Raw genomic sequence first — 20,237 nt, 5'->3', positions numbered from 1 at the left:
AAAAAAATCTCTCTTCCTCAGGGAAGAGAGATTTTGGCTAAATAAGCGTCAGGCTAGCGATCGCGGCCTGTTAGAGCAACTATTACCGCTAGAAACAACGAGACTAGGGGGTAACGTCGCTGAGGGCTTCTTCTACCCGCTGCTCAATCGACTCGGAAGCCTGAGAATTCTCAGGGCGATACATTTTCTCAGCGTCTGCGGCACCTTGAATCTCATTAGTGCCCTGGGCCGCATCGGACTGCACATCCTCTCTCGAACGGGGTTCACGCTTGAGGGCTTGCTCAGACTTCTCTTGCACTCCCTGAAGCTGATCTACGCCTTCATTAGGAGCGCTCTGACGACCGCCTAAAGCGGCTGCGGGAGACACGTAGGAAAGCATGAGTACCGCAGCGATCGCAAAGCTCAAGCACACCCGTACAACTTTTTTAGAAAAATTAAAACCTAGCAATTTCATACAAAGTTCCTCCAGAAACTATGTCTTTCAACAATAAAGGGACAGCACGAACCGATAAGCAGGGGTCTGCCAATGGCTGTATGACTAGAGTAGGCGTCTGTGTGTCCCGGAGTCTTTAATTTTGATTAATTTAACTGAGCTTAGAGATGACAAAAGCTGCCTGACCGGCGTCAGGCACCTAACGGCTGTAAAAAGCCAACCGAAGTTTTCTCCTACAGCCCCCGACTGCCTCAGCAATATCGGGCTGATCACTCATATAGGTCAGAGTCAAAGACCTTATTCTTTTATAGGTGAGCGATCGCCTAGTTTCATCTTCCAGAAGAACGAGCTGACTCGAAGAAAATCTTAGAGAAGCTCAATCTTCCGATAGAGGGTATTACAATACGGAATTCTGTAGCCAGCACAACGTTTTGAGCTAGGATTGTAAACAATCATCTAAAGTCCGACCGGAAAACCGGGGTTTATGGCAAGATAGCTTAGTAAACGGGCTGAGTTTGTTCTTTAGTCTTCTCCTTGCAAATCATTTAGGTAATAGCGATATGACGCTTCAACTTGGCGATACAGTCCCTAACTTTACCCAGCAGACTTCTGAGGGTGAAATCGATTTTTATGACTGGGCCGGTGATAGCTGGGTTGTGCTGTTTTCTCACCCAGCAGACTATACCCCTGTCTGCACCACTGAGCTAGGCGAAGTAGCCAAGCTTAAGTCTGAATTTGAAAAGCGTAATGCTAAGGTCATTGCCCTCAGCGTTGACGATGCCGACTCTCACAAAGGCTGGATCAGCGACATCAATGAGACGCAAAGCACCAACGTCAACTATCCGATCATTGCGGATGCTGACAAGAAAGTCTCTGACCTCTATGGCATGATCCACCCCAATGCCAATGCTAAGGTCACGGTGCGCACGGTATTCGTGATCGATCCGCAGCATAAGCTCCGCCTCACCATCACCTATCCCCCCAGCACCGGGCGGAATTTCCAGGAAATTCTGCGGGTGATTGATTCCCTCCAGCTCACGGATAACTACAGCGTAGCCACTCCTGTCAACTGGCAGGAAGGGGAAGATGTGGTGGTTTCTCCGGCAATTCCTACCGAAGAAGCTAAGCAGAAGTTTCCCAAGGGAGTTACTGAGGTCAAGCCTTACTTGCGTATGACGCCTCAGCCCAACAAGTAAGTTTTAAGTCGTCTGGGATACCGGGGTGCATTCTTTAGAATGCGCCCCTTTTTTTGGCTAGCCAGTAGGACACTTGAGCCAGTGTCTCTGCTGGAAATGATTTAGGGAATTCTCTGGTTAGAACTGTAGTGAAAGCCAGTATTCCGTCAAGCTTTGTTATGAGAAATCAGAGACAGTGTCCCCACTGCGACAGCACTCAGCTATTGCGAATTGGTGTGCGGGGAATCAGGAAATGTGCTAACTGTGGCTCCTTTGTGGACGTACGCCGCCGCTGGCTAGCAAATTGGCTCAAAGCGGGTTAGGCAAGGGCGTGGGGTTTCTAATGCGTTACCGATTGAAGCATAGCCTACTATTGGAGCACGGTATTGCCGTGCTCGTACTAGATCTGAGGAGGGGCGATCGCTCTCCGTTTTCTTACTGGGCGGAACAGGTAAAAATGGGGCACCGGAGCTGTAGGAAGGGTATGCCTAACAGCTCCGGTTGAACAGCATCGAAATTGCCTAGTCGAGGCGGCAGCGCTTGGTGAGGATGACCTTGACTTCACCGGGGCGGTCGGTGGGCATGGGCTTGCTCCAGGCGATCGCTTCGGCATAGCCCAGCACGTGCAATCGATGAATTTCCAGCCGCACGCAGGGCCAGGGGCCGTACATGAGGATGCGCACCTGATCGTCCGAATCAGATGTCTCATGAGCAGGCGGGGCGATCGCGCAGGATGGGCGATCGCCGCAATGATTTTCTTGAAACATGGAATTTTACTCCTTGAGTGAATTTGAGTCTGGGGCGGGAAGCCAGAAACCGAGCAGCGAGTAGCTGAAAGCGTCTAGGCACTTTCTATCGCTGGCGCTGTGAATCTCTGGGCTTCCCATCACCCAGCGCACAAAAACATAGCCACCCCGCAACTTTGAAGCGCAAAGCGAGGTGGCTAAGGGTAAAATCACCCCTAGAGCCATCCCGAACTGGCTGATAGTTTGGGGGCTTTAGCTCTCTAGGCGGTGGTGACAACACCTCTAGGGAGCGCTAGGTTTTTGAGTCTGTGTGAACGGCTGTAACGATTGCATCGCCACAGCTTAATGAGTGAGTTTAGAATATTGGGCGATCGGCGTCAATAGCGGTGCGAAGCTATGCATCTAAAGGGCTTCTCACGCCGCGTCCCCCTCGGTTGAGTACGTGAGTATAAAAGCCTGGTTTTGAGTAGAGGCTGCAACCTACTCTTGCACCGCTAGATGGGTGAGGAAGGCTTCTATTTCAGGAACACCCATCTCTTGGGGATGACGCTTGTCATGAAACAAGATGTAGCAGCGAATCCATTGCACATAGGTTTGTTCCGTGCGGTAGGAATAATGCTTCAAACGAATAGCCTCTCTAACCTGGTCGAGTAGCTTCTTAGGGCGAGGTTCTGCTGGCATGAGTAGACGCCTGAAAAGAGCTGATGAATAAACTCTAAGCAAGTTCAACCTGAAACCGGAGGGATGATTATACTGAATCATTCCACCTATTTACTCGTATGGGGATCTTAGGCGGACGTAATTCCACCTATCTACCCAAAACAGGATCTTAGGCGGACGTAATTCCACCTATTTACCCGTATGGGGATCTTAGGTGGAAACTTTCCCTCTAATAATAGTTAGGCAGCAAACCTCAAATCCACAAGGAGAATTGCCGTGGCATTGTTCCGAGACGGAATGAGATTCCGTTGGTCCCTTGGTCGAGTACCGTTTGAGATTCATGACGGTGACTTTCCCGCTAGGTCTGCAAACCGACAGACAGTCGAGCAGGCTATCAACTTTTGGAACAATAACTCTGTGGTTCAATTAATTCCGCGGAATGGTGAGGCCGAACACGTTGTCTTCCGTGGGCACACATCGTCCTGCCGTACGGCTGTGGGACGTCAGCGTGACGGAGTGGCACAGCTAATCCGTTGCAATGTGTCAGGAACCTTTCACTGGGGCAATGTGATGCACGAAATTGGTCACGCTCTTGGCCTCTATCATGAACATCAACGCTCTGATCGGGCCACTTTCGTAAATGTGACAGGAACGGGTGTGAACTACGACATTGAAAACGACGCATTGCTCATTGGACCGTATGACTGTGATTCCGTAATGCATTACGGCAACATTACTGGATCTATTTCGAATCAACTCGGCCAATGTGCCGGCATGGGGCAGCGAAATCACTTAAGCACAGGAGACTTGCGGGCCGCCGAGTTCATGTATGGAATCCGATCATCAGGATTCTTTGTACAGTCGGATTTCGGTACGCGCGGCAACTTTGAGGTTGTCACCGGTGCATCTGGGAATGGGATCGTCCATTATTACCGTGACAACGATGCGTCAGGAGTACCCTGGCATAGCGGCACTACACATTTCTCTGATTTGGGGAACGTCAATGATGTTTCATTAATTCAAGGCAACTTCGGTAACAACTTGGAGATCGTTGCACGATGCGGAAATCAACTCGTGCATTGCTATCGTGAGGGAGGCAGTAACTGGCAAAAGGGGCCAACCTTCGCTACAAATGCTGGGGGTACGCCCGGCTTTATTCAAGGACGCTATGGCACTCGCGGCAACTTTGAAGTTGTCGCACCTGCGTCCGGCAATGGGATTGTCCATTATTACCGTGACAACGATGCGTCAGGAGTACCCTGGCATAATGGCGGAACACATCTGACCAACCTAGGCGATGTTGATGATGTGTCGTTGATCCAAGGCAACTTTGGCAACAATCTCGAAATTGTCGCACGATGCGGAAATCAGCTCGTGCATTGCTATCGTGAGGAAGGCAGTAACTGGCAAAAAGGGCCAACCTTCGCTACAAATGCTGGGGGTACGCCCGGCTTTATTCAAGGGCGCTATGGCACTCGCGGCAACTTTGAAGTTGTCGCACCTGCGTCCGGCAATGGGATTGTCCATTATTACCGTGACAACGATGCGTCAGGAGTACCCTGGCATAATGGCGGAACACATCTGACCAACCTAGGCGATGTTGATGATGTGTCGTTGATCCAAGGCAACTTTGGCAACAATCTCGAAATTGTCGCACGATGCGGAAATCAACTCGTGCATTGTTACCGCGATAGATCAAACAAATGGAACGAGGGTCCGACGTTTGCAACCAACGCAGGCGACTAAGATTACACGCCCCGTGTAATGTTGTTTAACAGGTTGGTGAAGAGGAGTAAGTTTTTTGGGGTTCCGGCTTGGCAGCATGCCTAGCATAACGCAGTGCGATCGCGGATCTTGTAGGGTGCGTTGCTGAATAGCAAACGCACCATTTTGTCGAGCGTCTTAATATCAATCTTTGACCTGTATTCTCTCATGCCTGACTATCGAAGACCCGGAATTGCAGGCGGCACCTACTTCATCACCCAAGTCACCTATCAACGCCAGCCCTGGCTGTGTCGTGAGATTGGTCGTCATGCGCTACGGACAGCTATCAATCAGGTTAGAGAAACTCGCCCTTTTGCGATTGATGCCTTCGTGCTGTTACCCGAGCATTTCCACTGTCTTTGGACTTTACCTCAAAACGACAGCGACTTATCCACTCGTCTGCGTCTAATCAAAACTTATGTCACAAGGCATTATGGAACTCAGTTAAAACTTGATATGAATGTTTCAGATTCTCGCAGGAAGCGGAAGGAGCGCAATCTATGGCAGCGTCGATTTTGGGAACATTTGATTCGAGACGAAACCGATTTTGCTCAACACTGTGATTATATTCACTACAATCCAGTGCATGATCAATTGTGCCAAGTGCCAACAGAATGGCAATTTTCAAGTGTGCATCGATTGATTATTGAAGGGATTTATCCGCCAAATTGGGGTGAATGCCCAGTTGAGTTTGGGCTGGATGGACGATGGGAGTAATGGTGCGTTTGCTTGCCGCAACGCACACTACAGGATCCGCAATCGCATTCATCTTTTTCGTTATGCGGCTTGTCTGTCTATAGCAGCAGTAGTTCCCAGTATAATATGCACAGTTATTTTTTCTCATGTTGCTTTACGGACTACCAGTACATCATCGGTGACTGTCTGCTCAACCGCTCATAATCCTCAACAAAAGGAAAAAACTAGGGGATGCGTTGAGTAAATAGAGTTGTTGCAAAATATATGAACTAATGTTGGGAAATTTTATTCTTCAGTCAGTAATTTCATCACATTAGCAAGACTAGAATAATGCGTAGTTCATTCCATTCCCAATCATGAGCTTGCAACTCCTCATCCCCGAATCTATTTCCCTCACCTATGCCCGTCGTCAGTAACACCCCCCCGCTTTGAATCTGGCGATCGCAGGTCAACTTGATTTGATGCGTCAGCATTCAGTCAAATTTAGCTCCCACCTACTGTCTTGGATGAGTTACCGAAAGCGCTGGTTTAGAGAATAGTTGCGAAGATATTTTGACAAGGAGCAATCGTTGATATGGCAAAGCCGGAGAAAAGAGTCTATCTTTTGCGAGCCAGCGAAATAGCTGAGCAAGAAGCTACCTTTTCTCATCCGCTAAACTCTAATTCACAAATCAGCGGAACCCGACTAAGCCCCACAGTTGGACTCAAACGAGTAGGTGTAAGTCTTGCAAAAATACCTCCTGGGAAGGAATCATTTATTTACCATGCTCATCATCGAGAAGAAGAATGGATTTATATCATTTCTGGTCGCGGCATAGCAGAAATTGATGGTGAAGAGTTTGAAGTCGGGACCGGCGATTTTATGGGATTTCCAACACCATCAGTAGCCCATCATTTGCGGAATCCATATGATGAGCTGCTAATTTATTTAATGGGCGGAGAGAATCTTGATATTGAAATTGCAGACTTTCCTCGCTTAGGTAAGCGAATGCTTAGACTCGGGGAAGCTGTAGAAATTTATAATATGTCGGATGCCAAAAGCTTTGACTCAGCGAACGATGCTTAGTGATTTTGGGTTGGGGTGTAGCTCGCTTCTGGGAAGCTGTACGGAATAAAACCCAACAGCGGCAAGGATCTTGTTGGGTTACGCTTCGCTTTGGCGCAGCCATACCCAGAGCTAATCATCCCGCCTTATTTCATTCTGTCTCCGCTCGGAGCGCTCTAGCCTAGTCCACAGCAAAAAGGCGCAGCCAACGCCGCGCCTCTGACATTTCACAAAGTTTTAGCCCTTATGCAGGCGTCACTTCCGATCGCTTCTGCAACAGCCGCACAATAGACGACTTTTCTAGAAGCCCTAGCAGGCTGCGATCTTCACCGAGGACCACTAGCTCAGAAACTCGCTTCTCTTCAAACAGCTTCAGCACGTCTAGCAGAGGCTTGTCTGAGCCAACTTCTTCCACGCTTTCGATCGGCTGCAGGCGATCGCTCACGGTGACAGTCTCCCAATCTTCTCTGGGTACATCCTGCAGAGCAGACACGGCAATTGTGCCTATCAGTTGCTCAGACTCATTAACGACCAGATACTTGCGCCAGCGCTTGTCAGCGGTCAAAACGGCGTCGTCTGCAAACTGTCGTAGCGTAGTCGACTGCTGCACAATGGGGCTGTCAGCCGTAATGGCATCTGCCGCGGTAAGACCGTCTAGCTGTTCTTGCACTTCTGCAAACTGAGCCGAGCGATTAGCGTTTTGCAGCAGGAAGAAACCAATCAAAATTGTCCAGACGCTGCCAAACTGCGTTACGCCCAAAACCGAAAGTACGCCGATTACAATCGCTGTCCAGCCAAAAAACTGACCTACACGACTGGCAAAGCCCACACCTTTGTAGGGATTACCCGTAATTTTCCAGACCAGTGCCTTGAGCACGTTACCGCCGTCTAGAGGTAATCCGGGAATTAGGTTAAACAGAGCCAAAACTAGGTTCAGGTAAGCCAGCAGACTCAGAATTGCCTCGATTGGGCCGCTGGTAGGCAGCACGGTATTGATTGTGGTCAAAGCCACGAACAAAATCAGGCTAACCACTGGACCCGCGATCGCTACCCAAAATGCATTTCCGGGCGAGTCTGACTCTTTCTCTAGGGCTGCCAGTCCGCCAAAGAGAAACAGGGTGATGGAGCGCACCTTGATTCCCTGACGAATAGCCGCAAAGCTGTGGCCTAGCTCGTGTGCTAGCACCGAGGCAAACAGCAGTAGCGCCGCCACCAGTCCTAAAATCCAGGGGGCTAACCCGGTCAGGGTGTCAAACTCATAGGCTAGGCCGCTGCCATAGCTCCAGGTCACTAGAGCTAAGACAAAAAACCAAGATGTGTTGATGTAAAAGGGAATGCCGAACAAATTGCCCGCACGTATACCGCCGTTCATGGGCACCTCAAAGATACTACAGGGCGATCGCGCTCTGAGAACTAAGTCAGGTGCGATCTATGAGCCGAAGCCTAGCTTTTCAGCAGATTGGGCGATCGCGTCAGCGAACCGATTGAATCTTGTCGCGGTGCGTTAGGTCGCGCCGTGGCCTTACAGGGTTGATTAGCTATGGCTGCTTAACTCATTACAGTTTAGATCGTAACAAAATGTAAATTCATTCTCAGCTAGAGAACCGTTCCTTTCGGTTCGGATTTACTCCTCTATCGCTGGGCTGACACAATACCAATAGGCCCCATACTACTGCGATCGCCGTTCTAGCCAGCCCCGCATCTTGCCAGGGTTCAGCAGGCCGTAGGGATCTACTTGGGCTTTGAAATTGACCTGGGCTGGATTAATAGTTTTGCGACCGCCATCTTCCATGATGTAGGTGTGGGGGTTGGCGATAAATGCACCTTTGTCTTCGTGATAGCGGATAATTTCGTTCAGGCGTTTCTCGCTGGTGTAGCGGACTAGCTGTAGCGCCGCCGGAATCACTTTACCTTCGACCCGAAAGAATTCCAGATGCATCAGCACTTCGTCGCCAAAGTGGTTGATCATGTGCTCTACCAGCTTCAGCTCTGGATCATGGGGAAACAGGGTTTGCAGATAGGTAAAGTTGGGATCGACGCTGCGGGCGTGGAGAGTGGTGTGGTTCCAGGTAAACTCCGCGATCGCTGTGCCTTTACCCGTTTCAACAGCGCTCTTGCGGTAAGTAATTTCAGCCCCCCAGGCTTTGACCATTTCTTCAAACAGCTCTAGCGATGGCTCTGCCACCATCAGCAAAGCGGCATGTTTGCCCTCAGGTAAATAGGGCTGGAGCGCCTGAAAGTAGCTGGGGATGGGCCAAGCGTGAATGCTAATGAGTTTCTTGATTAAGCCGTCGGCATCTCCCAGGGCTTGACCAAACTTGGCAGCCGCCATCAGGTCATCAAAAGTAACAATCAGCTCTACCCAGGGATAAGCAGGCCCCAGCGGAATTTCTAGCTCGGTAATAATGCCATTGGTGCCGTAGGCGTGGAGCACCTGCTGTACGGCATCGCCCCGCAGGGCTAGCACGCGCGGTTCGTCTTCCATCGTTACCACCCGGACGGCATTGAGATTACCGCGATCGCGCAGTTGGCCGTAGGTAATTGAGCCAATGCCGCCGCTGCCGCCGCCAATAAAGCCACCAATCGTCGCGGTACGGTAGGTAGACGGATACATGCGAATTTCCCAGCCCGACTGCCGCGTCACCTTATCAATCGCAGACAGTTTAGCCCCGGCTTCTACACAGGCTACTCCTGGCTTCACCCACTTCACCTGATTCAGGCGGCTCAGATCCAGAATGACTCCCCCCGCCAGTGGAATGCACTGGCCGTAGTTGCCTGTCCCTGCGCCGCGCACCGTCACGGGCAGCTTCCTCTCCACGCAGGCTTTAGCCACCTGCAACACCTCTGCTTCTGACTTAGGCCGCACCACCAGATCAGCGGTTTTATCGGCAAGCTGCTCCTGCAGCACCGGGCTGAAATAGTAGTAATCCTTTGACAGTTTTTCAACCTGGGCGCGATCGCGAATAATTTCAATATCGCCAAGCGCGGCAGCGAGGGTATCCCAATTGGTTGTGGTCGTCATAGATTTTCGTAGAGGCGGGTTTTGATAGGGATTTTACAGGAATCCTAGGACATGGATTGTTTAACCCGTCCGCATAGGATTTCTAGGCCGCGATCGCCGCTGAGATGTGGGCCGACTCGGTCACGAAGCCGAAGATCTGATTCACGTTGTAAACAGTAGCCTGCATACAAAAGCTAGGGGAAGTTGTCGCCGTACAGTCCCGCAACAGAAGGCAGTCGTAGCCCAAAAAATTAGCGTCCTGCAGCGTGCAAAGCACGCACTGATCGGCATTCACTCCAGCAAACAAGAGCGTAGTCCGCCCCAGATTCTTAAGAATGCTATCAAGGGGCGTATCCCAAAATCCGCTCATGCGGTACTTATCGACTTTGATGTCTTCTGGCCGCTGTTCTAGCTCATCGACCACCGCCGCCGCCCAGCTATCCTTGGTCAGCACCTGTGCCTTATTTTTCGGTAAGGGATCGCCCAGTCCTACACCGTCGCCAGTGGGATTGTAAACGTGGCGCAGCCCAGCGCTGATATTCAGTAGGTCAGGGCGGTTGCCCCAGTTGACCCAAAGAATCGGTATCTGAGCCTGTCGTAGTTGGGGCAGCAGGGTTTGAAGGGGCGCGATCGCCTGGCGAGCGGGCGTCACGTCTACGCCAATATGAGCTAGCCAGCCGTCGGGGTGGCAAAAATCATTTTGCATATCCACCACGATGCAGGCCGTTTTGCTCAAGTCTACCTGCAGTTTCTTGGTCTGAGTCAGAAAGCTCACTATTCGCGGCGGCAGGGCCGGACGGGTAATATCAGCCATATCGGCATTGACCTGCCAGGCCGTAGGGGGGATTCCGAGTGTGCGTAATTCCGGTGTGTCTGACATGGTTGGGGCCGATCGCGTCGCTCAAATTCTACTCAAGCTCTGCCATCAAGTCATCAAGTTCGGCATAATCTGGCAGCGTGGTGTCGATGGCCTGACCCTTACGAATCACGATGCGATCGCTTTGAGGTCTAGCCAGTAGCTCATTGAACGTGCGAGCCTTGAAGACGATCAAATCAGCGCTTGAACCCGTTGCAATTCGGCCGCTGTCAGGCAGACCCATCAGCTCACCCGGCAGGCGAGTCACGGCTAAAGGCCAGTCTGCAAAAGGGCGATCGAGGTGGCCGATGCGAGCCGACTGGGTAAATACCTCCAAGGCATCATGGTCGCCATAGGCAAAGAAAGGATCGCGGCAGTTATCGCTGGCTAAAATTACTAGAATGCCGCGCTGCTTCAGCTCGTGCAGCAGGGTGACGCCGCGATAGCGAGGCATTCTCTGAGGCTGACGATCCTGCAGGTACAGATTGCACATAGGCAAGCTGATGATAGCGATTTCTGTCTCTTTTACCCAGTCCATCGTTGCGTTAGCCACAGCGGGCGCTTGCACGGACAGGCTACAGCAGTGGGCGCAGGTAACCTGAGCGCTAAAGCCATGTCGCTGCTTCGCCATAGCCACGTGGCGCAGGGTAATATCGTTGGGATCTAAGCTCTCGTCGGTATGCAGGTCAAGCGCTAAATTACGTTCTTGTGCCAGGCTAAATAAGCGATCGAGCTGATCGTCTAAGTCTGGTCCCATTTGCGTAACGCCGCCCAAAATGCCCCCCGCCTCAGCCATCAAGTCGGCTAGCTGCTCCCCTTGAGCGGTTTGGTAATAGTCTAAAGACACTAGGCAAACCCCTTCTAGCGCAATTCGTCCCTCCCACTCACGACGCAGCACCTGAAAAACTTCAACACTAGTGGCGGCCTGATCTCCAAAGGCGTCTAAATGAGTTCTAATGGCCTGGGTGCCGTGGGCATAGCTGCACTTAAGGCCGAAGTTCATACGGCGATAGAGATCTTCAGCGTCCCAGCGCTTTTCTCGATCTTTAGCGACGACTGCTAGGGCGCTGTCGAAGGTACCATCTGGGTTGGGCATTCGCTCCCAGATATGACCTTTATCTAGGTGGGTATGAGCATCCACGAAGCAGGGCCATATCAGACCTTTCTGTATATCGAGACCGACCGCTTCTGGCGGCAAAGGCTGACCTGCAGGCTGCAGACAGGTGATTTGGCCGCTGCTGATTTCGATATCTACCGCAACTAGGTCTTCAGCAACTGGGGGATGGCTGAGGTGAGGTAGCGGTGACCATTCGCGCCTGGAGTCTAGAAAAACGAGCGGAACGCGGGCGTTGAGCAGCCAATAGCGATCGCCCGCAGGCAGAGTAGCAAAAGAACTCAAGAATTCTAACCTTGTAACATGGGAATCCCCCTTATTCTGACAAAGTAATGGGGTAAACCGCTGATTTCGCTAAAAGTCAACGCCGCGTTTGAGATCGACGCCGCTTTCAGCATAGTGTTTATGGTTGAAGACCTCTGAGTGAACCCTAGCCAGCTCAAAATAGGCAGGTGGATTTTTGCAGCGGCCCGTGATGATTACTTCAGTATCTTTCGGCTTACGCAGCAGGGCCTGCACAATTGGTTCCTCTGGCAGCAGTTCTAGATCCACCGTAGGGTTTAGCTCATCGAGAATGATGGTTTTGTACATTCCAGAGGCGATCGCCGTATGGGCAATTTCCCAGCCCCGTTCGGCTTCTACATAGTCAATTTCCTGCTGCTGCCCCCGCCAGACAATCGCGTCGCGGCCACAGCGCTGGTGATCAACCAGGTCGGGATAGCTCTGACGCAGAGCCGCGATCGCCGCATCTTCGGTATAGCCCTGCCCGCCTTTGAGCCACTGCATGATCAGTACCCGGTGGGACTTGTCCTGACTGATCCCCCGTCCCAGTGCCTGCAGCGCCTTACCCAGGGCACTGGTAGACTTTCCCTTGCCGCTGCCCGTGTAGATCTCAATGCCGTCAATGCCTTGAAAATGAGTGTCCAGATGGGCATGGGGCCGCATTTCCGAATGTAGATTGGCAATTTCTAGCAGCGGCTGGGGGGCACCGCGCCCGGTGGCGATAATTTCTAAATGCTCTGGCTTGTTCTTCAGCGTTTTAACCACCTCATGAATCGGCAGCAAACCTAAATCTAAAACTGGATTTAGCTCATCTAAGACAACAACGGAGTACAGACCAGAGGCGATCGCTCCCTTAGCCACGTCCCAGCCTCGCTGCGCCTCTTGCTTGTCAAAGCGGGTAATTTCTTCCGGGCCAAAAAACTCAGCCCGTCCAGTGCGCACCTGATCAATTAGGTGCGGAAAGCCTCGCTGCAAAGCTTCAATTGCGGCATCTTCGTCATAGGTACGCCCCGGCCCCTTGAGAAATCGCAGCAGCAGCACCCGGCTCTCCATGAAAGTCTGAATGCCTAGTCCAATTGAGCGCAGCACTACCCCCAGCGCCACCTGGGACTTACCCTTTCCCTCTCCGTCATAGACATGAATTTGCCCGACTAGGCGCTCATTATGGCGCTGAGCGGTGCGAATGCCAATGCCAGCCCGTGTCATTTGCGGTTCCCGTTGATGGCCCAGATGAGCATTTTAGCGAAACCGGAGGTCAATTATGGACAAAACGGGATACTCTTGTAGCCAGATCTCTGCTATGGCGCTCGAACCTATGGAGTCTGTTTTTCCAATCAGAGCCATTATTTTTCAGTGTTTGTTTCTGCTGGTGGCGATCGCGCTGGAGGCCAGCGTTCTCAGGCAGAAGCTAAGGCTGGGCTATCGCACCAGTATTGAGTATGCAACGACCATCAATTTGCTGTCAGCCAGTTTGGGATGGTTTACCTTTTTGGCTCTAGAGCCGCTGCTGCCGCCGGAACTCAGAACTCAAATCCTAAGTTTTGTTCTCTTTGATCAATTTTTTATTAATCCAGAACAAAATATCGGCCTGTTTTTTATTGCCGCTGGTTTTCTCACTTTCTTTCTAACGTTTGGCGTCAAACTGCAGGGACTCGACTGGCTGCAGCGCATATTAGACGCTAAGACGGAAACGAAAGAAAAGCCCGCTGCCACCCGCCAAGAACGCTATCAGCGAGCCAGACGGGGCGGACTCGGTTTTGAGGCCCCTTCTCAGCAGTCCATTGCCGTGCTGCAGGCTAATGCCCTTAGTTTCAGCGCTATCTTTCTCTTACTGCTGTTGCAGGCAGTGTTTGAAATCAACTAAATTTGTTGCCATCATCGGCTTTGTGGAAACGCCTATGCAGTCGTTTGACCAAATTACCCGAGTTTTTAGACCGCCTACCTTAGTTTCTTGGCAAACGATTTTTTTGATCGGGTTGGTCAGCTTACTGCTGGCGATCGCCGTTATTCAGTTAGGCATTAACGAATCTACCGCCAATCTCGTCATCACAGTTGGCTGGTTGCTAACGACGATTGGCGGCGGTTGGGGTTTGCTCACAGCCCTATCCGTCACAGAATACAATTCGTGGCAAACGATACTGATGTTGAGCCTGTTCTCTTGGCTGACCTCTTTACTGGCTGAGCTGGTGAATGCCAATGCCCTGACGATTAACCTACTCAGTTCTTTCGGTTGGATTTTTCTAATTATTGGGACTGGCTGGGGACTATCTGTTAACGATGTAGAGCTGTTCGGAATGCCGCTGAGTCCCTGGGCTAGTGGTGCTCTGCTGTGCGCCTTTGTTTTTAGCCCTTGGGCCAATGACGGTAATTTGACGCCTGCGATCGTGACTTGGCCAATCGTCTCAGCTGCGATCGCTATTGTGCCTAACGTGCTGCGCTGGAACTTTACTTTCAAAAAGCCTGCTATTTCTACGCGACAGCAGTTAGCCCTACTTTTTGTTTTTAGCCTGCTGCTGAGCGGCTGGCTACAGTTCTATTTTCGGGTACAGCGGTGGTTAGAGGAGTATCCCACCCTGTTAGTCAGCGACTTTAGCAACAGCAACTTCGTCTATCGGCTGCCGTCTGACCGAGAGCGTTTACCGCAGGGAATTCCACTTTTAGTCGCGGCTGAAGCAGAAGTCGAACAGCAGCTTAACGGTCTGCCTTGGCCACGGGTTGAGCGCTGGCTGCTCAATATTGAAGATCAGCTCATCCCGATTGAACAGGCTGCTAAAAATCGCTTAGAAGCACCCGCAGAGCGCGATCTTTGGCGGTTACGGGCACCGCGTCCCTATGAAACGCCCGTAGGATACGAGCTACGTCTACAGTCAATCTGGCTAGGACCCACGTCTACAGGAAATGGTTTTTATCTAGAAAAAACCTGCGCGGTTAACAGGCAGTTGCCGCCAGCCACCCCAACGGATGAAAACGCAGAGCAAAGCACTCCCTCTCCGCCGCCAACGCCGCTGGCGGTTGTAGACTGCGAGCTAGCTACCGATTTCGTAGAGGGATTACCTTAATGTACAGCCTGTAGGGATACACTTTAGAACGGTTGGTGTCTTGCTGCTAGGAGGCGATCTTTGAGCTTTGTCAGAACCTGGGTGATTGCCAGCAATGTCTTTTTAGAAGTCATCCGCGATCGCGTGCTATATCTCATTGCCCTGTTTGCGCTGCTGATGTTAGCGGCTTCGCTGCTGCTGCCAGAAGTAGCCGCCGGGACTGAGGATAAAATTACGCTGGATCTAGGGCTGGCCGGTATCAGCCTGTTGGGACTGGTTGTCGCTATTTTCGTCGGTACGGGACTGATCAATAAAGAAATCGAAAAGCGTACAGTCTTGGTGCTCATTTCTAAACCTGTCAGCCGGACGGAGTTTATTCTGGGCAAGCATCTGGGCCTATCAGCCGTTATCGCGGTGCTCATTGGCCTGCTCTCAGCTATTTTCTTCGGCGTGCTCACCCTAAATGGGATTGAGTACCCCCTAGAGAGTATTCTGTTGGCAATTCTGTTTACGTTTCTAGAGATGGTGCTGCTCACTGCAGTCGCGCTGCTGTTCGGCGTCTTTACCAGTTCGCTTCTGGCAACCCTTTTGGCCTTTGCGGTCTACCTCATGGGACATCTCAGTCAGGATATTGTAGAGCTAGGGCAACTGAGCGAAAATCCTGCTATCCAGCGTGTGACGAACGGTCTCTATCTAATCTTGCCTGATCTAGAGCGGCTAAATCTGCGTAACGAAGCCATCTATGGGATGCAGCTTTTGCCAGAGCCGCTGGCGCTGGCAAGTCACGTGCTATATGCCTTGCTGTACACGGTGCTGCTTTTGGCGATCGCTACGCTCGTTTTTTCGCGGCGGCAGTTTTAACTGTCAAAGCAGGCTTGTCCGTCTCTTCAAGACATTGCCCGTAAATAATAGTTATTGATTTGGAAAAACAAAGAACGGAGAGGGAGGGATTCGAACCCTCGATAGGTGTGACCCTATAACAGATTTCGAGTCTGCCGCATTCAACCGCTCTGCCACCTCTCCCCGCGATCCAAGTTATTTTAGCGTTGATTGCCTATAAATAGCGATCGCCCTCAAAATCACTTTAAAGTCCTGGGGACTAGCTATTCTAGGGCGATCGCGTCCCTGCCTTGAGCTAAAGCCGCTTGAAAGCCTAGCTCCGGTGTCCATTGAATCGCGCCGTCCCGCCCGGTCCAAAAGGTTTTAATCCCGCGATCGCGAAGCTGCTCAATCACCGCTTCGTCTAGATTTTGGCCTGAATAAATGGCGACTTCTGGCTGAACAGCATCGAGCAGGCTAGCTTCTAAGCGATCGCCCGTCCACCAAATCACCTGGCTGCGCAGCACTTCTCCAGCGTTCGTTAGCTGCTGCTGAGCCTCAGCAGGTAGTTGTCCGACCGCTAGCCAAGCTTGCCCCTGAAACGTCAGCCGCAAAATGGGAAATTGGGTTCCTAGGCTCTGGACTTCAACGATCGCTAGCTCGGTGGTTTGACCGACTGGCAATAGTTGGGCTTTGAGCTTTTGAGATTCAAAATTGACTGCCGCAAACAGTTTTTGAATGGATACTTGCTGCTGAACTCTGGCCCAGTTTTCGATAGTTTCTGGCCTGTTGTCGAGTACGATCCCTGCCTGTAGCTGATTGACGCCTGCCTGTTTTAGAAATGGCAAGACTGTATAACTAGCGGTTTTAGCATCACCATCACTGATGAGCACAGCCTGACGAGCTTGCTGCATCACCAGAGCAGACTGCTGGGCCGCTGACAGCACCGTGATCTGTCGCAGTGTTGCTCCGCTAGACCAAGCCGGAAAAATGACCAAGCCACAGGCGATCGCCCCCACTAGCCACTGTCGCCCTCTCAGCCAAGGCTGCAGCCAACCAAGCATGAACAGGCTATAGAGTCCCACCACCTGCAAAGTTGAAACCTGGGCAATCGCGATCGCGCTGCCGAGCTGTTGATTGGAAAAGGTTGCTAAAGCAATGAGCAGATAAATCGGATAGTAAAGCAGCCAGGCGATCGCGCTGCCCCCCGTCTGCCAAACTAGAGCAACGATGCCTGAGAATATGCCGCCTAAACTGATGAGAGTGACTAGCGGCGTGGCGACCACATTGAGCAAAAGGCTATAGGTCGGTAGCGTATTGAAGTAATAGAGCTGTAGAGGCGCTGTCCATAGACTTGCGGCTATAGGAACCGCTATTAGCATGGCAATAGAGTTGGGCAACCAGTCTAGCCAACGGCTCAGCGGCTGGGCTGTCACAATCAGGCCAAATGTGGCTGCTACGCTCAGCTCAAAACCGATATCCCAGATCCAGGTAGGTTGCCACAAGAGCAAGCCCGTTACAGCCACAAGCAAACAGCCTAGGGGGTGTACTTTACGCTCAGTTGCTAAACCTACCAGCGCGCCTGCTCCCATCAAGGCTGCCCGCATGACGCTGGGCTGGATGCCAGTCAGGCAAACATAGCCAAACAGAGCGATCGCGCCGCTGATGACCTGAGTAAGACCAGTTCGCGATCGCGTCAGGCTCAGTACCAGCCCTAGCACTAGCGATACGTGAAAGCCAGAGGCTGCTAGCGTATGGGCCAAACCCGCCTGCATAAAAGTATCTTGCACATCAAAGGGTAAATCTACGGCTTTGCGCCCCAGGGACATAGCGCTCATTAGCGGCCCTGCCGGACTCCCCAAATATCGTGCCTGGGCCTGCACAATTCGCTGCCGCAACAGCCAAAGTCCCCAGCCCGCTTTTGCAGCAGGCTCTAGCTCGTCTGCTACAAATCCAGCAAAACAGCCTTTACTGGCCAGATACTGCTGAAAATCAAAGCCATTGGGATTTTGAGCTGCCTGAGGGGCATAAAGCCGACCTGACATCAAAACCTGCTGACCTGGGCGCAGTCCAGTAATCTGTAGCTTAGGTGCCGTAACGTATAGCTTGCCAGTCAAAGCCAGAGCGCGAGTGCCGCCGGTTTCTCGCACTGAGCGGACGTTGACCCAAAGCTGGCCCTTGTCGCTGCGGTTGAGCCGAGGAGACTGGGCGATCGCTCCGCGTACTGTTAAAGTCGGCTGCGCTCCTTGCTCGCCCAGGAGCTGGCTGATATCAGTGCTGGTAGGCTGAGGTGTGCGGTAGCTGCAGTAGCCCGCCGCCACCAGTCCCACTAATCCGGCTATTATCCACCCGGACTTAGTTGGCCCTTGATACCAGCGGCGCGGCAAACTAGCTGCCAACCCCAAACCTACTAAAACCAGTCCATAACCGCCGAGCGGTAGTCCTAAAAAGCTGGTAGAGTCTGACCATAAAATTGGTAAGCCCGATGCCAGCAAACCTAAAACATAGGCTAAGCAAACAATCAGGCCAGTCATTGGCGTCATCTTAGGCTAGTTCCTCTAGGCACCCACCCTAGCTAGCCCATTCAGTTGTCAGAATTATCGAAAAAAAAGCCCTGCGGCTGCAGAGCTGGAAAAATGCTGTTTCGGTTCAGCTAACTCAGAAGACTTAAATAGATAGCCCCAGTCTCAGTCCCAAAAAGGCATGAATAAACATGAGCGCGATCGCTACCGTACCGAGATAAGCATGCGCTGTTCGTAAAGCTGCCTGATTCCCGCCAAACTTAGTAGCGGAAATGAAACCATTTGTTGCCAACAAACCCACCACGACTGACCCTGTCCAAAAATGCGGACTTTCTAAAATGGGCTGTTCTTGCATAACTAGCGATAGCACTCCCCCTGTATAGCCCAGCGCAATGAAGGTAAATAGCCAGGGAGCTAACTTTCGGTGATTAGACTTATTCTCTACCGCAACTTCCTTGTCTGCTGCAGTACGTCCCCGCCAGCCAGCCCAGGCTACAAAAGTGCCCATGACAAAAATAACAATTCCCATCATCAGGGGATGACCCCAGTGGACGATAGGCTCAGGCATACCAAAATTGCGGAACCAGCCCGCAATTGGTTCTAAAGATGCTCTCAAATTAGAAACCATGACAACTCCACCAATCAAGTTCACGCTTACATTTCCTAACAGGCCATCAATAGCAGAGGCTGTCACCTGTGCTGTTTTGAACAGACAGCCTTCTTAAACAACTAGCTGTAGACACTGCGCTCAAGCAGCCTGGACTGATACATTTTCTGATAACAGCGGAAAACCCATAGCTTCACGCTGCTCCAAGTAAAGATGCGCCACTTGCCTTGCTAAAGCCCGCACCTGACGAATATACCGGGTGCGCTCTGTGACCGAAATGACGCCGCGAGCATCTAGCAGATTAAAAGTATGGGAGCACTTTAGGACGTAGTCGTAGCCAGGGAGTACCAGCTTTTTCTCCATTAGCTGCTCAGCTTCCTTGCGATAGAGATCAAACAGCATGAATAAAAGCTCTGGATTTGAGGCATCGAAGTTGTAGGCCGAATGCTCAATCTCTCCCTGCATGTGGACATCGCCATAGGTGATCTGGTCGTTCCACTGAATTTTGGCGATCGCGTCTACTTCCTGTAAATACATCGTCAAACGCTCTAATCCGTAGGTCAGCTCAATTGAAACCGGATCGCAGTCAATCCCACCGCACTGCTGAAAATAGGTGAACTGGGTAATCTCCATCCCATCGAGCCAGACTTCCCAGCCCACACCCCAAGCTCCTACAGCTGCATCCTCCCAGTTATCTTCGACAAAACGAATGTCGTGATCCTCAGGCCGGATACCTAAAGCTTGCAAAGACGCCAGATAGGTTTCTTGAATGTTGCTAGGGGATGGCTTAATCAGAACCTGATACTGATAGTAGTGCTGGTAACGATTGGGATTTTCTCCATAGCGGCCATCCGAAGGTCGTCGGCAAGGCTCTACATAAGCCACTGACCAAGGCTCAGGCCCGATCGCCCGCAAGAACGTATGCGGACTCTTAGTCCCAGCCCCTTTCTCCGTATCATAGGGCTGCACAATCAAACAGCCACGCTCAGCCCAGAACTGATGCAGCGTAGCAATAACCGACTGAAAGTTCACTCGCTTCTCCCTCGAACAGATATCTTGCCTGACTATAGCTAAAACCTTGTCTCCTCGGAAGAAGAGACACCTTGGCAGCCTGCAGCATCGATCACTCGCCTTCTTCTCTCGATTCGCTCTGACTTAATTGCTCAGCCTGCGCTAATCAATCGAATTGCTGCCGCCTTCTTCCTAACATTTAGAACAGCAAAGCCTTGCAATATGAGGTTTTCAAGTCTTTTTTCAAAAAAGCAGACTTTTTTGTTGACAGTGCTGTGTCGGTTGGCTATATTAGTAAAGCGCCTGAAGGGGGGACACGGAAGTGAAGTCCTGGAGGGCGAGCCGGACCTAGACAGTTAAATAGTTTGAAAGCCAAAGACGAATTAAACGTCCTGTTCAATTTTGATAGAACTGAGGCTAAATTGGTAAGACTGTAACACGAGAGTGGGTAGTTTGCCAAGGGAGCCG

The 20,237-nt window shown here is 51.4% G+C and carries 17 protein-coding genes, 1 tRNA gene and 1 pseudogene; 7 read left to right on the top strand and 12 right to left on the bottom strand.

What is annotated here, in order from left to right; all coding sequences use genetic code 11:
- Positions 1-103: 103 nt before the first annotated feature.
- On the bottom strand, positions 104-454 hold the full coding sequence (locus QJQ48_RS24240) for a hypothetical protein (RefSeq protein ID WP_346293826.1): 351 nt from the start codon (positions 452-454) through the stop codon (positions 104-106).
- A gap of 539 nt (positions 455-993) precedes the next feature.
- Between QJQ48_RS24240 and QJQ48_RS24235 the strand changes: the two genes are divergently transcribed.
- Positions 994-1,629 (top strand): peroxiredoxin, encoded by a 636-nt coding sequence (locus tag QJQ48_RS24235; protein WP_346293825.1) that lies wholly within the window; start codon positions 994-996, stop codon positions 1,627-1,629.
- Between the two features lie 500 nt (positions 1,630-2,129).
- Here the strand turns inward: QJQ48_RS24235 and QJQ48_RS24230 are convergent, their stop codons facing one another.
- A complete protein-coding gene (locus QJQ48_RS24230; protein WP_346293824.1) occupies positions 2,130-2,375 on the bottom strand; it encodes a hypothetical protein in 246 nt (81 codons plus the stop codon).
- A gap of 462 nt (positions 2,376-2,837) precedes the next feature.
- A pseudogene (locus tag QJQ48_RS24225) lies at positions 2,838-3,035 on the bottom strand (phage integrase N-terminal SAM-like domain-containing protein); the annotation flags it as partial.
- Between the two features lie 276 nt (positions 3,036-3,311).
- On the opposite strand from QJQ48_RS24225, the gene QJQ48_RS24220 reads away from it, so the two are divergent.
- The 3 genes from QJQ48_RS24220 to QJQ48_RS24210 all read left to right on the top strand — a co-directional run bounded on the left by QJQ48_RS24220 (position 3,312) and on the right by QJQ48_RS24210 (position 6,540).
- Positions 3,312-4,760, top strand: a complete 1,449-nt coding sequence (locus tag QJQ48_RS24220; protein ID WP_346293853.1) for a M12 family metallopeptidase — start codon at positions 3,312-3,314, stop codon at positions 4,758-4,760.
- Between the two features lie 186 nt (positions 4,761-4,946).
- Entirely contained in the window at positions 4,947-5,495 is a 549-nt protein-coding gene (locus QJQ48_RS24215) for an REP-associated tyrosine transposase (protein ID WP_346293823.1), read from the top strand.
- A gap of 553 nt (positions 5,496-6,048) precedes the next feature.
- Positions 6,049-6,540: a cupin domain-containing protein gene (locus QJQ48_RS24210; RefSeq protein ID WP_346293822.1), complete on the top strand. Its 492-nt coding sequence runs from the start codon at positions 6,049-6,051 to the stop codon at positions 6,538-6,540.
- 223 nt (positions 6,541-6,763) lie between these two features.
- Here the strand turns inward: QJQ48_RS24210 and QJQ48_RS24205 are convergent, their stop codons facing one another.
- The 5 genes from QJQ48_RS24205 to QJQ48_RS24185 all read right to left on the bottom strand — a co-directional run bounded on the left by QJQ48_RS24205 (position 6,764) and on the right by QJQ48_RS24185 (position 12,978).
- A complete protein-coding gene (locus QJQ48_RS24205; protein WP_346293821.1) occupies positions 6,764-7,891 on the bottom strand; it encodes a site-2 protease family protein in 1,128 nt (375 codons plus the stop codon).
- Positions 7,892-8,188: 297 nt separating this feature from the next.
- Positions 8,189-9,541 (bottom strand): FAD-binding oxidoreductase, encoded by a 1,353-nt coding sequence (locus QJQ48_RS24200; protein WP_346293820.1) that lies wholly within the window; start codon positions 9,539-9,541, stop codon positions 8,189-8,191.
- A gap of 82 nt (positions 9,542-9,623) precedes the next feature.
- A complete protein-coding gene (locus QJQ48_RS24195) occupies positions 9,624-10,400 on the bottom strand; it encodes a cysteine hydrolase family protein (protein ID WP_346293819.1) in 777 nt (258 codons plus the stop codon).
- A gap of 28 nt (positions 10,401-10,428) precedes the next feature.
- A complete protein-coding gene (locus QJQ48_RS24190) occupies positions 10,429-11,775 on the bottom strand; it encodes a cytosine deaminase (RefSeq protein ID WP_346293818.1) in 1,347 nt (448 codons plus the stop codon).
- Between the two features lie 69 nt (positions 11,776-11,844).
- The gene (locus QJQ48_RS24185; protein WP_346293817.1) at positions 11,845-12,978 is read right to left on the bottom strand and encodes a cob(I)yrinic acid a,c-diamide adenosyltransferase; all 1,134 of its coding nucleotides are present in this window, start codon (positions 12,976-12,978) and stop codon (positions 11,845-11,847) included.
- A 94-nt stretch (positions 12,979-13,072) separates the two neighbouring features.
- On the opposite strand from QJQ48_RS24185, the gene fraC reads away from it, so the two are divergent.
- Genes fraC through QJQ48_RS24170 form a run of 3 tightly spaced genes read left to right on the top strand, consistent with a single transcriptional unit; the run spans position 13,073 to position 15,671 of the window.
- Entirely contained in the window at positions 13,073-13,636 is a 564-nt protein-coding gene (gene fraC, locus QJQ48_RS24180) for a filament integrity protein FraC (protein WP_346293816.1), read from the top strand.
- Positions 13,623-14,831: a DUF5357 family protein gene (locus tag QJQ48_RS24175; RefSeq protein ID WP_346293815.1), complete on the top strand. Its 1,209-nt coding sequence runs from the start codon at positions 13,623-13,625 to the stop codon at positions 14,829-14,831. Before fraC ends, QJQ48_RS24175 begins: the two co-directional genes overlap by 14 nt.
- Before the next feature lie 60 nt (positions 14,832-14,891).
- Positions 14,892-15,671, top strand: coding sequence for an ABC transporter permease (locus tag QJQ48_RS24170; protein WP_346293814.1), 780 nt, complete (start codon positions 14,892-14,894; stop codon positions 15,669-15,671).
- 75 nt (positions 15,672-15,746) lie between these two features.
- Here QJQ48_RS24170 and QJQ48_RS24165 read toward each other — a convergent pair.
- The 4 genes from QJQ48_RS24165 to glyQ form a co-directional block, all read right to left on the bottom strand.
- A tRNA-Ser gene (locus tag QJQ48_RS24165) sits at positions 15,747-15,833 on the bottom strand.
- A gap of 80 nt (positions 15,834-15,913) precedes the next feature.
- Positions 15,914-18,172: a ComEC/Rec2 family competence protein gene (locus QJQ48_RS24160; RefSeq protein WP_346293813.1), complete on the bottom strand. Its 2,259-nt coding sequence runs from the start codon at positions 18,170-18,172 to the stop codon at positions 15,914-15,916.
- A gap of 124 nt (positions 18,173-18,296) precedes the next feature.
- A complete protein-coding gene (locus QJQ48_RS24155) occupies positions 18,297-18,779 on the bottom strand; it encodes a DUF4079 domain-containing protein (protein ID WP_346293812.1) in 483 nt (160 codons plus the stop codon).
- A 120-nt stretch (positions 18,780-18,899) separates the two neighbouring features.
- Positions 18,900-19,790 (bottom strand): glycine--tRNA ligase subunit alpha, encoded by an 891-nt coding sequence (gene glyQ / locus QJQ48_RS24150; RefSeq protein WP_346293811.1) that lies wholly within the window; start codon positions 19,788-19,790, stop codon positions 18,900-18,902.
- Positions 19,791-20,237: the final 447 nt, after the last annotated feature.

The sequence above is a fragment of the Sphaerothrix gracilis Ecp01 genome (assembly GCF_030405905.1).
Lineage (GTDB): Bacteria > Cyanobacteriota > Cyanobacteriia > Phormidesmidales > Phormidesmidaceae > Sphaerothrix > Sphaerothrix gracilis.
Note: the sequence above shows the minus strand (reverse complement) of the source record. Positions and strands in the feature narration are given on the sequence as shown.

Coding starts and splice junctions, on each gene's coding strand:
- QJQ48_RS24240 (WP_346293826.1), bottom strand. CDS start 454: ATGAAATTGCTAGGTTTTAATTTTTCTAAAAAAGTTGTACGGGTGTGC.
- QJQ48_RS24235 (WP_346293825.1), top strand. CDS start 994: ATGACGCTTCAACTTGGCGATACAGTCCCTAACTTTACCCAGCAGACT.
- QJQ48_RS24230 (WP_346293824.1), bottom strand. CDS start 2,375: ATGTTTCAAGAAAATCATTGCGGCGATCGCCCATCCTGCGCGATCGCC.
- QJQ48_RS24220 (WP_346293853.1), top strand. CDS start 3,312: ATGAGATTCCGTTGGTCCCTTGGTCGAGTACCGTTTGAGATTCATGAC.
- QJQ48_RS24215 (WP_346293823.1), top strand. CDS start 4,947: ATGCCTGACTATCGAAGACCCGGAATTGCAGGCGGCACCTACTTCATC.
- QJQ48_RS24210 (WP_346293822.1), top strand. CDS start 6,049: ATGGCAAAGCCGGAGAAAAGAGTCTATCTTTTGCGAGCCAGCGAAATA.
- QJQ48_RS24205 (WP_346293821.1), bottom strand. CDS start 7,891: ATGAACGGCGGTATACGTGCGGGCAATTTGTTCGGCATTCCCTTTTAC.
- QJQ48_RS24200 (WP_346293820.1), bottom strand. CDS start 9,541: ATGACGACCACAACCAATTGGGATACCCTCGCTGCCGCGCTTGGCGAT.
- QJQ48_RS24195 (WP_346293819.1), bottom strand. CDS start 10,400: ATGTCAGACACACCGGAATTACGCACACTCGGAATCCCCCCTACGGCC.
- QJQ48_RS24185 (WP_346293817.1), bottom strand. CDS start 12,978: ATGACACGGGCTGGCATTGGCATTCGCACCGCTCAGCGCCATAATGAG.
- fraC (WP_346293816.1), top strand. CDS start 13,073: ATGGCGCTCGAACCTATGGAGTCTGTTTTTCCAATCAGAGCCATTATT.
- QJQ48_RS24160 (WP_346293813.1), bottom strand. CDS start 18,172: ATGACGCCAATGACTGGCCTGATTGTTTGCTTAGCCTATGTTTTAGGT.
- QJQ48_RS24155 (WP_346293812.1), bottom strand. CDS start 18,779: ATGGTTTCTAATTTGAGAGCATCTTTAGAACCAATTGCGGGCTGGTTC.